Here is a 14293-nt window from a genome sequence, read left to right on the forward strand (position 1 = left end):
TTACCGGCCTCCCGCCGTCTTTAATACCGGAGAACCTCCCCGGCACTATCCCGCATTGCAGCAAGATTAACCGAATATCGCGTAAAAGAAAAAGGGCCCTTTTTCAAGGACCCTTTCTCCAATCCATTTCGGAAGCTGGAAAGATTACAGGACTTTGTCCAATTCGCTTTCCAATTCCGGGACTGCCTCGAACAGGTCCGCAACCAAGCCGTAGTCAGCCACCTGGAAAATCGGGGCTTCTTCGTCCTTGTTGATTGCGACGATGACCTTGGAGTCCTTCATACCGGCCAGGTGCTGGATCGCACCGGAGATGCCGACTGCGATATACAGGTCCGGCGCAACCACTTTACCGGTCTGACCGACCTGATAGTCGTTGGGCACGTAACCGGCATCAACCGCCGCACGGGATGCACCAACGGCGGCACCCAGCTTGTCAGCGACTTTTTCCAGCATGGCGAAGTTATCGCCGGACTGCATGCCACGGCCACCGGAGACGATCACGCGGGCAGACGTCAGTTCCGGACGGTCGCTTTCGGTGACTTCCTCGCGAACGAAGGAAGACTGGCCCTTGTCGCCGGTCGCGGAAACGGCTTCTACAGAAGCGGAACCGCCTTCGGCCGCGACACCTTCAAACGCCGTGGTACGGACGGTGATGATGTTCTTGGCTTCGGAGGACTGAACCGTCGCGATAGCGTTACCGGCATAGATCGGGCGCTCGAAGGTGTCGGCAGAAACGACACCGGAGATGTCGGAAATCTGCTGGATATCCAGCGAGGCCGCAACGCGCGGCATGACGTTTTTGCCGGACGTGGTCGCCGCGGCCCAGATGTGGCTGTAGTCACCTGCCAGGCTTTCGATCAGCGGTGCAACGTTTTCAGCCAGGCTGTGGGCATATTCAGCCGCATCAGCCACCAGAACCTTGGAAACGCCTTCGATTTTCGCAGCCGCTTCACCAGCAGCCGCACAATCGGAACCAACGACCAGAACCGCGATGTCACCACCGACAGCCTTCGCCGCAGCAACGGTGCTCAGGGTGGCCGGTTTGATTTCCTTGCCGTCGTGTTCGGCAACAACCAGATTGCTCATGCTACAAGCCTCCCTCAGATCACTTTGGCTTCGTTTTTCAGCTTGTCGACCAGTTCGGCGACAGAGCCAACAACCACACCGGCCTGACGTGCCGGCGGTTCGGAAACCTTCAGGGTTTTCAAACGCGGAGCAACATCAACGCCGTAATCGGCGGGCGCTTTGGTGTCCAGCGGCTTTTTCTTCGCCTTCATGATGTTCGGCAAAGACGCATAACGCGGCTCGTTCAAACGCAGGTCGACGGAAATAACAGCCGGCGTGCTGATCTTGATGGTTTCAAGGCCGCCGTCGATTTCACGGGTGGCTTCCAGGGAACCGTCGCCAAGCTCAAGCTTGGACACGAAGGTTGCCTGCGCCCAACCGGTCAGCGCACCCAGCATCTGGGCGGTCTGGTTGGCGTCGTCGTCGATGGCCTGTTTGCCCAGCAGGACCAGGCCCGGGGCTTCCTCATCAACAACAGCTTTCAGGATTTTGGCAACGGCCAACGGCTCTACCAGTTCATCGGTTTGAACCAGGATGGCACGGTCAGCACCCATGGCCAGAGCTGTGCGCAGGGTTTCCTGTGCCTGAGCTGCGCCGATGGACACAGCAACGATTTCCGTTGCCTTGCCGGCTTCCTTCAGACGGATTGCTTCTTCAACAGCAATTTCATCGAAGGGGTTCATGGACATTTTGACGTTAGCGGTTTCTACACCACTTTCGTCGGCCTTCACACGGATTTTGACGTTATAGTCAACAACCCGCTTTACCGGAACGAGAACCTTCATTGGGCCAATTCCTCACCTAAGCGAATACCGAACACGAATAAGACCGTGGATGTTTAGGACCCCACGACGAACCAAGTCAAGGGCGGAATGCTAAGCTTTACGTGGTTTTTCACATTTTGCCGCTCTCAAGTCAGTGCGAGGCGTAATCACTAAAATCCATATATCCAGCCACGAGATTTTCCCGCCACTGCCCGTTGGCAAGCTCTCCCGGCGGTGCAACCGCCCAGGTCCAAAGCTCGTCCGGCCCTGGCAGGGAAATTCCGTATAGGGGATCATCCTGACGTATAGGTCGTTCGTCAACCCCTTTCACGTCCCAACGCCGGTCCGTGACCAAACAACGCACTGCGTTGAACCCGCCCAGCCAACGGAAATGGGAATCAATCACCGCCCGTGCAAAGGCCGCTTCATCCTCGTCGTTTTCCAGCAATCCCCGTTTCGACAGATAGGCGACAGGCATCAGGGGCAACTGGCTCGCCAGGTTGAGTGAGACGACAAGATCGACATCGGGAAAGATATGATAGAAGTCCGGAACCGGCACCTCCGGGACATGATCGAGTTTCCAAGTCAATTGGGAGGATAGTCCGGTCACGTCCAGTTCCAGATGCTGTACATTGGACAGGCCATGCTTTCTGGCCGCCGGCAGATGCACAACATCAAGCAGGATAACACGGTCAAATATCGCTGCCAGTTCACGCAAGGGCAGGTCGAGGCACAGCCCCGACCCCGCGACAAGCGCCGTCCGCTTACGCTCGCAACGGCCTGCGGCCTTCATCACGACCTGACGGCTGCGCTCCAGGTGAGGAGCCCAGGCGGTGCGGCAGCGCCTGTGACGCGCCTCGATACCGATGGCCTCCTTCAGATAGCCCAGACGCCGCGCCCAGCGCGGACAGGACGTGGTCATATAGCGGAGAGCCTCCAGGATCATGGCAGGCAACCCTTGCTTGGTTATTTGAGGGTGTTCACATACATCAACAGCGCACCGATAACCACGGCAGCCACCGCGATCCATTTCTGCGCCCGGATGAACCGCATGCCCGTCTCGTCGAAGACCAGTTCCTTGTGACGGAACATGCTGTCCTTGTGAATGAAATGGATCCAGTCCTTGCGCTTGTGGAACATGGCTACCACCTGACAGGCAAGGGCAGAGAAAACCAGAACGCCCAGGGCAATAAACAGAATCTGTTCCCAGAAATACGGATCAACGGTCATCGATTCGCCCCCGGCACCCAAAGCACATCCGCCTTGCCGCCATCATTGCAGTGGCGGGCCAGGACGAAGAACAGGTCCGACAGGCGGTTCAGATATTTCACCGCTTCCGGGTTCACCTCTTCGGCTTCCGACAGCGCCACCACCAGCCGTTCCGCCCGCCGCGACACGGTACGCGCCAGATGCAGATGAGCCGCCGCCGCACTGCCACCCGGCAGAATGAAACTTTTCAGGCTTTCGAGATTTTCATTATAGTCGTCGATGGCCTGTTCGATGGCAGCGACCTGATCGGCAACCACCCGCAGGGCGCCTTCGGCCTTGCGACCGTCTTCGGGTGTGCATAAATCCGCGCCAAGATCAAAGAGGTCGTTCTGCACCCGGCTGAGCAGGGCATCCACGTCCCCCGTCACATGCAGGCGGACCAGCCCGATGACGGCATTGGCCTCGTCCACCGTGCCATAGGCCTCGACCCGCAGGTCATGTTTGGCGCGGCGCGACCCGTCACCCAGCGAGGTCTCCCCCTTGTCGCCGCCACGGGTGTAGATTCTGGTCAGGTTTACCATATCCGCCCCCGTCAGCCGCTGTGTTTCATCATATAGATGGAAATGGCGAACATCACGATGGCGATCCCCTGCGCCACGATACGATAGCGCATGAGACGGTTGGACCATTTCTGGTTAAATTCGCCACCGCGCGCCATGGCGACGATACCGGTGATCAGGATGGCAAGGGTCATCCCCATGGCCACCAGCATCAAAATAATTGCGATTCCAGTCATGGAAAAACTCTATCCTTTCGTCCCTGTGGGACCTGCCCCACGCCCTGTTTCTTCACGCCAGGGAAATCAATAGGGATTGGGGCCATCGCCAGGCCTTTTTCCGCCGCGCAGGGAAGGCGCGCGGCCCGCCCGCGTACGACGATCGGCAAAGCTGATGACATTGTTGCGCTGCATATCCGGCCGGGGGGCCGCCTGCGCGTCTTCCTGTTCTCTTTTCATATCGGCTTCGCGAAGCACAGCCTGGGCTGTCACCGTATGCGTGTTCATCGGGAAAGTCGCATTGAAGCCACCGTGCCGATAACGCACGAGGCCGTGGGGTTTTCTCCCGAAAATCCACAAATCCGCCATGTTCCAAACTCCTATGCCGATCCGGCAACGGCTGTTTCCTTTTCATTTCGCACGCCCCGACCTATCCTTCAAGTCCTGCTTGAAAGGTGCTGGCTTTTCCGGGGGTTATCAGGCAGGGCCGGGATAAGGGGAAAAGGGGCCTGCCGCATGGAAATCGTCGTCAATATTGTCCTGCCGGTCTTCGGCGTGGTCGTTCTGGGCTATGTCGCGAGCAAACTGGGCTGGTTCGGGGCAGAGGCGGAACGCGGCCTGGGCCAGTTTGTCTTCAATTTTGCTGTCCCCCTGCTTTTGCTGCGGTCCATCGGCACGGCGGACCTGCCGGAAAGCGTGCCCTGGGGATATTTCCTCAGCTTCTACCTCAGCGTCGGCATCTGTTACGCAATGGGCATGCTGCTGGCGCGCTATGTCTTCAAACGCCACTACGGCGGGCAGGTGATTACCGGCTTTGGCTATGGCTTTGGCAACAACGTGCTTCTCGGCCTGCCGCTGATCTTCACGGCGATCGGGGACAAGGCCGCCGTGCCCTTCTTCATCATTCTTTCCGTGCACGGCCTGATCCTGTTCACCACCACAACGCTGCTGCTGGAACTGGAGCGGAACAAGGACGGGCAGAAAATCGGCGCTTTCGTGCGGCAGGTGGGCAAATCACTCATCACCAACCCCATCCTGCTGGGAATTTATGCGGGGCTGATCCTGAACCTCACGGATATCGGCGTGCCGGGGCCGCTTGACCCGATCACAGAGCTTATCGGGCGGGCGGTCACCCCCTGTGCCCTATTCAGCCTGGGGGCCAGCCTGACCAAATACGGGATCGCAGGCCGGATCGGCCAATCCGCCGTCATGGTCATCTGCAAGCTGATCCTGCTGCCGCTCATGGTTTACGGATTTGCCACCTATGTTTTCGACGTCGATCCCTTCTGGCGCATGATTGCCGTGCTGATGGCCGCCCAGCCCAGCGGCGTCATGGTCTATATCTTCGCCCAGCGCTATGGCACCGGTCAGGCAATCGCCACCACGTCAATTTTCCTGTCGACCACGGCCTCCATCGTCACCCTGTCCGTCATCCTCTACATGTTCCATCTGGGATAAGAAAAAAGCCGCCCATCAGGACGGCTTTCTCCAGGTCTTGGCACTTTCTTGGCACTTGGGGGGCTTTGGACTATTCCGCCGCCGCCATAAGGGCCTCTTTCTTTGCCTTCTTGGCGCGATGGTCTTCGGCCAGGAAGGAATAGATCACCGGCAACACAAACAGTGTGAACAATGTCCCGACGGACAGGCCGGAGGAGATCACGATACCGATGGAGAACCGGCTTGCCGCCCCGGCGCCGCTTGCCAGCGTCAGCGGGATCACACCGGCCACCATGGCCGCGGTTGTCATCAGGATCGGACGGAAGCGCAGGGCTGCGGCATGGGCCACGGCGTCCATCTTGCTTTTACCCTTCTCCTGCTCCTCACGGGCTACCTCACAAATCAGGATACCGTGCTTGGTGATCAGCCCGATCAGGGTCACCAGCCCAACCTGTGTGTAGATGTTCAGCGTCGCGAAGCCCAAGACAATCGGGATCATCGCCCCCACGATGGAAAGCGGAACCGAGGTCATGATGACCAGCGGGTCACGGAAGCTTTCATACTGGGCCGCCAGAACGAGGAAGATCACGACAATCGCGAAGGCGAAGGTCAGCAACAGGGCGCTGCCTTCCTCCTTGAACTGACGGGACGGGCCCGTGTAGTCCACGTTGAAGCCCTGCGGCAGGATTTCCGCTGCTTTCTGGTCCAGGAAGGTCAGGGCATCCCCCAACGCCACACCCGGCATGGGCACGGCATTGAAAGTTGCCGAATTCAACTGGTTGAACTGGTTCAGCTGAATCGGTTTTGCCTTGATTTCCGCTTTGACCAGGCTGCTCAGCGGCACCACCGGACCCTTCTGGGTCGGCACATAGATGTTTTCCAGCGCGGACGGGTCCATGCGGTCGGCACGGGGTGTCTGCGGGATCACCTTATAGCTTTTGCCCTGGATGTCCGTACGGTTCAGGTAACCCTGCCCGAACATGGTTGCCAGCGCCGTGCCAATGTCCTGCATTGTCACGCCATAGGCGCCTGCTGCCTCACGGTCCACCGTCAGGGTCATTTCCGGCCGTTCGAACTTCAGGTCCATATCCTGGAAGATGAACAACCCGGATTTCGCGGCTTCCTGGGTAATCTGGTCAGCCACCCGGAACAGGGTTTCATAGTCGGTGGTCGTGCTGATCACGAACTGCACCGGCAGCCCCTCCGACCCCGGCAGGGGCGGCAACTGGAAGGCCGAAATCTTCAGGCCCGGAACGCCCGCGACCTTGCCTTGCAGGTCCTGCTGAACCGCATCGGCACCGCGTTCGCGCTGGCTCCAGGGTTTGAGGACCATACCGGCAAAGCCCTTGAAGACGTTGTCGGTACCGTTGACCAGGAAGTAGGTTTCCTTCTCGTCAAAGCCGTCCAGGATATCACCAACCTGTGCGCCGACCTCTTTCATATAGTCGATATTGGCCGATGCCGGACCGGTCATGTCCAGAATGACGAGCCCCTGGTCTTCGGTCGGGGCCAGTTCGCTTTGTGAGAACATGAAGTAGAACGGCAGGCTGGCAAAGATCAAAAACGCGAAAATCAGCGTCGGTGCCCGGTAATGCAGGGACCGCAGCAAACGTTTTTCATAACGGTTGGCAAGCGCCCCGAAATACTTGTCGACGATCAGCGCAAGCTTTGCGTCCGCGTCATGCTTCAACAGCTTGGAACACATCATCGGCGACAGGGTCAGGGCGACGACACCGGAAACCACCACCGCACCCGCAAGGGTCAGGGCGAATTCCTTGAACAACGCCCCGGTCAAACCACCGAGGAAGGCAATCGGCGCGTAGACGGCCGCCAGTGTAATGGTCATGGAGATAACCGGCACGGCGATTTCACGCGCGCCGACGATCGCCGCCTCGAAAGGAGATTTCCCCTCCTCCACATGGCGGTGCACGTTCTCCACCACGACAATGGCGTCATCCACCACCAGCCCGATCGCCAGCACGAAGGCCAGCAGCGTCATCAGGTTGATCGAGAACCCGAAGGCCAGCATCAACACACAGACCCCGATCAGGGACAGCGGGATGGTCACGATCGGAATGATCACCGACCGGAAGGACGCCATGAACAGCAGGATCACCACGATCACGATGGCCGCCGCCTCCAGGATGGTTTTCACCACCTCGTCGATGGATTCCTGAATGAACACCGTCGAGTCATAGTTGATGTCCATATCCATGGCGGGCGGCAGGTCGTTGCGGATATTGGGAACCTGTTTCCGCACGCCTTTGACCACGTCCAGCGGGTTGGCATCCGGTGTTGCGTCGATCGATACGAACAGGGCTTCCTTGCCGTTGGCAAGAACCTGGCTGTCCGTGCTTTCCGCGCCCAGGGTCACCGTTGCCACGTCACCCAGGCGAACAACGCCCTGGTCCGTGGTACGGATCACCAGCCGCTCAAAGGCAGCGGGATCGGAAAGCGTGGTTTCCGCCTTGATGTCGATACTGTCGTAAACACCTTTCAGGGAACCGGCAGCCGCCTGGAAGTTGTTTGCCCGCAACACGGAGGAAATCTCTTCGGAAGAAATCCCGTGCTGACCCAGACGTTCCGGATCGACCCACACACGCATGGCAAAGGTCTGCTTGCCGAGCAGGTTCACCGATGCCACGCCGGGCACGACCGACAGTTTCGGCCGGACCACACGGTCCACATAGTCGGTGATCTGCGAAGTCTTAAGACTGTCGCTGAAGAAGGAGATATAGAGGATCGAAATACTGTTACCCGTCGATTTGACGATAACAGGTTCCTCTGCCTCCTGCGGCAGACTGGACCGCGCCGCGGCAACCTGGGAGGAAACCTCCGTCATTGCCTTGTTCGGGTCGAAGTTCAGTTGCACATGCGCCTTCACAGTACTGACGCCGGAGCGGCTCGTGGAGGTCACATAGTCAATGCCTTCGGCCTTGGCGACCGCCGCCTGGACGGGGTCTGTCACAAAGCCCTGGATCAGGGCGCTATCCGCCCCGGCATAGGTCGTGGTTACGGTAATAACCGTATTCTGGAGTTCAGGATACTGCCGGACCTGCATGTCGCTGACGGATCGCAGGCCCAGAAGCAGGATCAGCAGGCTGACGACTGTCGCCAGAACCGGCTTCTTGATGAAAATATCGGTAAAACGCATTGTGGGTCCCCGTTACTCCGCAGCATCGCTGGCCGACGCCCCGGACAGGCTGTCTTCCACAATCTGGACCTTGGCGCCATTGGACAGGCGGACACTACCGGTCGTGATCACCTTGTCACCGGCGGCGACGCCACTGGCGAGGACCGCACGGTTCTTGCGGCGATCCTTCACCTCAACCACCGTCTGCTGGGCCCGCAGGTCACCGTTTTCGTCTGCTTTCACGACATAGACGAAGTCACCGTACAGCGAATAGCTGACCGCCGTCTGCGGGACGACAATCTGGTTTTCTTCCGCCGGCAGCGCGATATCGACCTTGGCGAACATGCCCGGGCGCAGCAGGCCGCTTTCATTGCTGAAGCTTGCCTGAACCTGGATCAGGCCACTTTGCAGGTCGACCTTCGGGTCGAGAGCCGTCAGCTTGCCCTTGAAAACGCGATCCGGATAGGATTCCACCGTCATCTGCACTTCCTGACCGGTGGAAATCACAGCCAGATATTGCTGCGGCACCGAGAAGTCCAACAGCATGGAAGACAGATCCTGAATGGTCACGATCTTCTGGCCGGGCTGAACATATTCGCCCAGGTCCACCCCGCGAATGCCCAGGACCCCGTCGAAGGGCGCCTTGATTTCCTTTTTATCGATGGTCGCGCGCAGCTTGGCCACATTGGCGCGGGCAATGGACAGATTGGCTTCCGCCTCGTCCAGGCGCGCCTGGGACGCCGCATCGGTCTTGCGCAGTTTACGATATCGTTCGGCGGTCAACTCATTCAGCCGCACCTCTGCCTGGGCAGAGCGCACTTCCGCTTTTTCGACTTCTGCATCCAGCTTGACCAGCGTATCGCCCGCCGCCACGAAATAACCGGATTTGAAGTTAAGCTCACCGATACGACCGGCGACCTCCGCGGAAACATCCACACCGTTCACCGCCGTCAGCCAACCTGTTGCCGGAATAAAGCGCGGCCAGGTCTGCGCCTCCGCCTCCGTGGCGGTCACCGGCGTTGTCGGTTCCGGCCGATTAGCCAGATACTGCGAAATCGCATTCTGCCGAAAAAGCGTATAACCGAAGACCCCGCCCAGCAGAACGCCTGCGCCGATCAGAACGATAAGAATTCGTTTCATAGAAAACCCCACCGAAAAATAAAGAACTGTGGTGCGGCATCGCCACAGCCCACTGCCCAACCCAAAGTATACTGGCGAGTTTACATAGCATCTATTTCCAGCTTTTCAATAGCTTGATCAATGCAATTCTGCTATGCGCCCCCAGCATAGCCCACTTTGGGCCTTCGATGCCAACAATCCTTGCATTTGATAAATAACCGGTCTAACGTTCGCCCATGTTTGTGACCTTTGCACATCGGATTATCGGGCGAATTAGCGTCCCGGCTCCTGCGGGAGACCGGGCTTTTTGCCATGATAATAACCGATCGGATTGCAAAGGTACTCTCCATGACTGCATTTGACGCAACTTGCGCCACCCTTCCCCAGAAAGACACAACTGCCTGTTTCACCGTAACCGCCGCAGCCCATCCCGGGATGCTGCCCCGCGTGCTGGAACCGTTTGCCAAACGGGGCCTGGTGCCCAGCAAACTTCACGCCGTGGAGCAGGACGACGGGCAAAGCGCCCTGCTGATCGACCTGCAGGTGGCGCAAATGGAACTGGAAACCGCCCAGAAAATCGGCAATACGCTCAATCAGGTTTTTGGCGTCAATTCCGTTCTTGTCAGTGCCAAAGTCGCTTATTAGGAAGAATGTATGGCTCTTATTGATCACATCCACGTCGCAAACAATGCGGATATGCGTCAGTTCCTGCCCTATTTCTGGCGGGACCGGCGCATCGGATGGATTCACAGGGACCGCGCCGATATCGTCAGCCGCTGGCCCGATGCCTTCCGCAAAGAGGACGACAGGCTGATCCTGGCGGTAGAGCCCGACACTTATGATGGTCGCAGCAATGCGCTGAAAGAGGCCCTGCATGGCCTTGCCGAAGTCGGTGAAATCCAGGGCTGGCGCGGAGAGCTTTACCCTCTCGCGCCAAGCTTTGGCGCCCCCGCCATCGCGGAATTCGAACGATCCGCCAGTCCCTATCTCGGCATTCGTGCCTGGGGGGTCCACATGACCGGCTATGTCCGCAAGCCGGACGGCCTTTATATCTGGGTTGCCCGCCGCGCAGACGACAAGCCGACCTATCCCGGCATGCTGGACAACACGGTTGCCGGTGGCCTGCCCATGGGGCTCAGCCCGCACGAGAATATGGTCAAGGAATGCGATGAAGAGGCCGGTATTCCGGAAAACCTGGCGCGTAATATCCGCCCGGTCGGGATCATCGCCTACCGCCACCAGCAGTCCGAGGGTCTGAAACCCGACCAGATGTTCTGTTTCGACCTTGAGCTGCCTGCGGATTTCCAGCCGGTCAACACGGACGGCGAAGTCGGTGAATTCATGCTGCTTCCAGCCGAAGAAGTCCTGGAACTGGTGCGCGAAACCCGGGAGTTTAAATATAATTGCAATCTTTGCCTGATTGACTTCTTTATCCGGCACGGCATCGTCAGTTCGGAGAACGAGCCGGACTATATCGCGCTCTGCCTGGGATTGACCGGAAAGGAATCGACCGTCGGGTGACAGGGTTAAAGCTCTGTTAAGACATAAAAGTTACAGTTGGCCCCTCCGCAAGACCGACTGTAATTGTGAAAGTAAATCCATGCGCGCATTCGTTAAATCGGGTCTGGCCGTGATGGCAGTCGCCTTTTTTGCAGTTTCATCAGCCTCCGGCGCCGAAAACCTTCCTGCACCGCAAGGCCCGGTGATCTTGACCGTCTCCGGCCACATCGCCAATACCACCGATGGCGAGACAGCCAAATTCGACCGCAGCCTTCTGGAGGGGCTTGGCGTTACCCGGATTACGACGGACACGCCATGGTATGATGAAGCTGTCACCTTCGAAGGGGTTCTTGCCAGGCGGCTTTTGGATTACGTCGGCGCCGACGGCAAGACCGTGGTTGCAACCGCGCTTAACCAGTACAGTGCGGAAATACCGCTGTCGGATTTTCAGGACAAGGGCGTCCTGCTGGCCCTGAAAGTAAACGGCGAGTATCTGGCGATACGTGACAAGGGCCCGATATTCATTATCTATCCCTTTAATCAGAATGAAACTCTCAGGAACGAAACCTATTTCGCACGCTCTGTGTGGCAGGTGAAGGATTTGAAGATTAAGTGACGCGCGCCAATGACAGCCGCCCGCGAAAGACGGGCCAATCAAGGATCGGCCGCTATCTGACGATATTTCTGATAGCGACGCTTCTGTTATTGGTCGCCTGTTCTGTCGGCATGATCCTGTGGCTCAACGATTCCGCGCGTCGCGAGGCAGCCAGCGCCAGCGATTCCCCGCTTTGGGCTTCCTACCAGTTGCAGGCAAGCCTTTACCGCGTCCGCAACATTGTCGTGGATTCCGAATATCGTGGCGATCTGGGCGATGCGGGCATTCGCCTCCCCTATGAAATCCTGCTCAGCCGCCTGCCGATCCTCCGCAAAGGCCAGATCGGCGAGGTTATCACGCATATCGACGAGTCACAGGCCCTTCTGGCGCAGATTACCGCCCAGATCGAGGAAATGGAGAACCTCGTCCGCCTGGTGGAAAGCGGCAATTTCGAGCATATCCACCTCCTTCGCCTCAAACTGGACAACTTGCGCCCCATCGTGAACCGTTTTGTTCTCACGGTGAACCAGGGCTATATGGACCAGATCGTTGCAACGCGTAACGAACGCGTCGACAGTTTCCTGATCCTGCAGATCCTGGTCTTCGCAATGCTGTTGAGCGCCCTGCTATTGTTCGTTCAGCAAATCCTCGGTCTCCGGCAGCTTCGCGACGCCCTGGCCGATGCGGAAAATCACCGGCAACAGGCGGAGAAGGCAAATCAGGCCAAGTCGAACTTCCTGGCCACCATGAGCCACGAAATCCGCACCCCGATGAACGGGGTCATAGGCATGTCGAATCTGCTGCTGGACACAAGCCTGGACAGCCGCCAACGCTATCTGGCCCGGACTATCGAACATTCGGCGGAATCCCTGCTTCTGATCATCAACGACATCCTGGATATCTCCAAGATCGAGGCCGGCAAGCTCGAACTGCATCAGGTGGATTTCAACCTGCCTCATCTGGTTCAAAGCGTCCTGGACCTGACAGGGCACCGGGCCAACGAGAAGAATTTGGCGGTCGGCTATTTCATTGCCCCCGACATCCCGGAAATGCTGCATGGCGATTCAGGCCGTGTCCGCCAGATTCTGCTGAACCTGGTCGGCAACGCCGTCAAATTCACCGCCCGTGGTTCTGTCACCATCCGCATAACCAATGTCACGCCGCCGGAGACCCCGTCTCAGGGCAACCACCGCCTGCGCTTTGCGGTGAAAGATACCGGGATCGGCTTTGACGCCAGCACGAAGGAAAGGCTTTTCGAGGAATTCAGCCAGGCCGATTCCTCCGCCTCCCGCGAATATGGCGGCACCGGACTGGGCCTGACAATTTCAAAACGCCTGTGTGAGATCATGGGCGGCAGCATTGGCGCAGACAGCCAGCCGAACGCAGGCAGCGAATTCTGGTTCGAGCTTTCCTTCGCTGCCGTGCCGAATGAGAAGAGCAACGCCACAACGCCTGATTCGGAACTGACCGGAAAGTCGGTCGTTATCCTCGAAGAACGTACCGATTTCGGGCAGTTGCTGCGGGACCAGATGGCCGCATGGGGGCTGCGGGTCAAACTTTGGACCAGCCAGGAAGACGCCACGAATACCGTCAGTCTGGCGCCGGATTTTGTCATTGCGGGCGCCCTGGCACAGCAAGGCACCCCGGTCGGGGCACAGGTGAGCCAATGGGCGGCAGAGGGCAGCGCAATCATTACGTTTGGCAACAGCAGCTCAACAAATGAACCCGGCGCGAAGGTAACCAGCATCCTGAACACCCCCTGCAGCCCGAGCAGCCTTCGGGATGCCTTGCATGTCCTGCTCGACGGCACTTCCGCCAGCACGTCCGGAGGGATACTCCCCGCGCCGACGCCCGATGCCCTTGACCCCGCCCGGTTGACACAGATGAAAATTCTGGTGGTTGAAGACAACAGCGTGAACCGTCAGGTGGCCGAGTTGCTTTTGAAGAAGGCCGGACAGATCGTCGACGTTGTCGGCAATGGCCTCGAAGCCATCCGTGCGGTCCAGGCCATCAGCTATGACCTGATATTCATGGATATTCAGATGCCGGGGCTGGATGGACTGGAAACAACACAGCGTATCCGCGAATGGGAAGCCGGTGAAAAGCACACGCCGATCGTGGCCATGACGGCAAACGCCATCGCCGGTTTCGAACGCACCTGCTTCCAGGCTGGCATGGACGACTTCCTTTCCAAACCTCTCAAGCGGCCGGACCTTGCGCGGGTGCTGAAACGCTGGGGCGGAATTATAAACCCGGTTCCCGGAGAGGCTCCTGCGCAGGATACACAGGGCCGAACCGGCATATCCGCATCGGACGACAGGCAGGCGGTCGATGCGCTGGTCGATTACCTCGGCCCGGAGGAAGTGCTCTCCATGGCCCGGGAAGCCGCGAAAGACGCGGACCACCTGATAAAGACCATCGCCGAAACCCTGGCGAATAACGACTTTGCGGCGATGGGCCAGGCAGCACACACACTGAAGTCATCCGCCGGGGCATTCTGTTTCAATGCCACGTCGGAGCGGGCACGCCAGATCGAGATGGCCTGCCTGGAAGGCCGGACCGATGACGCCAAATCCCTGGCGGAAGGCCTGAACAGTCTTCTGGCGGGTGATGAAAAAGCCGTAATCACGTATCTGAACAAGGAAGCGGCGCTGTAATTGCGGGTGACAAATTTCATTGTCCGGGAGCCGGATCAG

Annotated in this window: 14 protein-coding genes; 5 read left to right on the top strand and 9 right to left on the bottom strand. The window is 58.4% G+C overall.

All coding sequences use genetic code 11. The features are described 5' to 3' along the window. Nucleotides 1-144 precede the first annotated feature (144 nt). The 7 genes from IF205_RS01200 to IF205_RS01230 form a co-directional block, all read right to left on the bottom strand. Nucleotides 145-1086, bottom strand: a complete 942-nt coding sequence (locus tag IF205_RS01200; protein ID WP_259781462.1) for an electron transfer flavoprotein subunit alpha/FixB family protein — start codon at nt 1084-1086, stop codon at nt 145-147. A gap of 14 nt (nt 1087-1100) precedes the next feature. After that, the gene (locus IF205_RS01205) at nt 1101-1850 is read right to left on the bottom strand and encodes an electron transfer flavoprotein subunit beta/FixA family protein (protein ID WP_259781463.1); all 750 of its coding nucleotides are present in this window, start codon (nt 1848-1850) and stop codon (nt 1101-1103) included. 130 nt (nt 1851-1980) lie between these two features. Beyond that, entirely contained in the window at nt 1981-2775 is a 795-nt protein-coding gene (locus tag IF205_RS01210) for a hypothetical protein (RefSeq protein ID WP_259781464.1), read from the bottom strand. A 20-nt stretch (nt 2776-2795) separates the two neighbouring features. Then, nucleotides 2796-3059: a hypothetical protein gene (locus IF205_RS01215; protein WP_259781465.1), complete on the bottom strand. Its 264-nt coding sequence runs from the start codon at nt 3057-3059 to the stop codon at nt 2796-2798. Then, the gene (locus IF205_RS01220) at nt 3056-3619 is read right to left on the bottom strand and encodes a cob(I)yrinic acid a,c-diamide adenosyltransferase (protein ID WP_259781466.1); all 564 of its coding nucleotides are present in this window, start codon (nt 3617-3619) and stop codon (nt 3056-3058) included. Before IF205_RS01220 ends, IF205_RS01215 begins: the two co-directional genes overlap by 4 nt. An 11-nt stretch (nt 3620-3630) precedes the next feature. Further along, entirely contained in the window at nt 3631-3834 is a 204-nt protein-coding gene (locus IF205_RS01225) for a twin transmembrane helix small protein (RefSeq protein WP_259781467.1), read from the bottom strand. A 66-nt stretch (nt 3835-3900) separates the two neighbouring features. Then, the gene (locus IF205_RS01230) at nt 3901-4182 is read right to left on the bottom strand and encodes a hypothetical protein (RefSeq protein ID WP_259781468.1); all 282 of its coding nucleotides are present in this window, start codon (nt 4180-4182) and stop codon (nt 3901-3903) included. Nucleotides 4183-4329: 147 nt separating this feature from the next. Here IF205_RS01230 and IF205_RS01235 point away from each other — a divergent pair, with 147 nt between their 5' ends. After that, nucleotides 4330-5271, top strand: a complete 942-nt coding sequence (locus tag IF205_RS01235; RefSeq protein ID WP_259781469.1) for an AEC family transporter — start codon at nt 4330-4332, stop codon at nt 5269-5271. 70 nt (nt 5272-5341) lie between these two features. Here IF205_RS01235 and IF205_RS01240 read toward each other — a convergent pair whose 3' ends face one another. Further along, nucleotides 5342-8404, bottom strand: coding sequence for a multidrug efflux RND transporter permease subunit (locus IF205_RS01240; protein ID WP_259781470.1), 3063 nt, complete (start codon nt 8402-8404; stop codon nt 5342-5344). 12 nt (nt 8405-8416) lie between these two features. Beyond that, nucleotides 8417-9523 carry an efflux RND transporter periplasmic adaptor subunit gene (locus IF205_RS01245; protein WP_259781471.1) on the bottom strand — a complete coding sequence of 369 codons (1107 nt, stop codon included), beginning with the start codon at nt 9521-9523 and terminating at the stop codon, nt 8417-8419. Between the two features lie 327 nt (nt 9524-9850). Here IF205_RS01245 and IF205_RS01250 point away from each other — a divergent pair, with 327 nt between their 5' ends. The 4 genes from IF205_RS01250 (at nt 9851) to IF205_RS01265 (ending at nt 14254) form a co-directional block, all read left to right on the top strand. Continuing rightward, nucleotides 9851-10147 carry an ACT-like domain-containing protein gene (locus IF205_RS01250; protein ID WP_259781472.1) on the top strand — a complete coding sequence of 99 codons (297 nt, stop codon included), beginning with the start codon at nt 9851-9853 and terminating at the stop codon, nt 10145-10147. Between the two features lie 9 nt (nt 10148-10156). After that, nucleotides 10157-11023 (top strand): NUDIX hydrolase, encoded by an 867-nt coding sequence (locus IF205_RS01255; RefSeq protein ID WP_259781473.1) that lies wholly within the window; start codon nt 10157-10159, stop codon nt 11021-11023. Nucleotides 11024-11102: 79 nt separating this feature from the next. Further along, entirely contained in the window at nt 11103-11618 is a 516-nt protein-coding gene (locus IF205_RS01260; RefSeq protein WP_259781474.1) for a putative pterin-binding protein, read from the top strand. Then, nucleotides 11615-14254: a hybrid sensor histidine kinase/response regulator gene (locus IF205_RS01265; RefSeq protein ID WP_259781475.1), complete on the top strand. Its 2640-nt coding sequence runs from the start codon at nt 11615-11617 to the stop codon at nt 14252-14254. Before IF205_RS01260 ends, IF205_RS01265 begins: the two co-directional genes overlap by 4 nt. Nucleotides 14255-14293: the final 39 nt, after the last annotated feature.

The organism is Aestuariispira ectoiniformans (assembly GCF_025136295.1).
Taxonomy (GTDB): domain Bacteria; phylum Pseudomonadota; class Alphaproteobacteria; order UBA8366; family Aestuariispiraceae; genus Aestuariispira_A; species Aestuariispira_A ectoiniformans.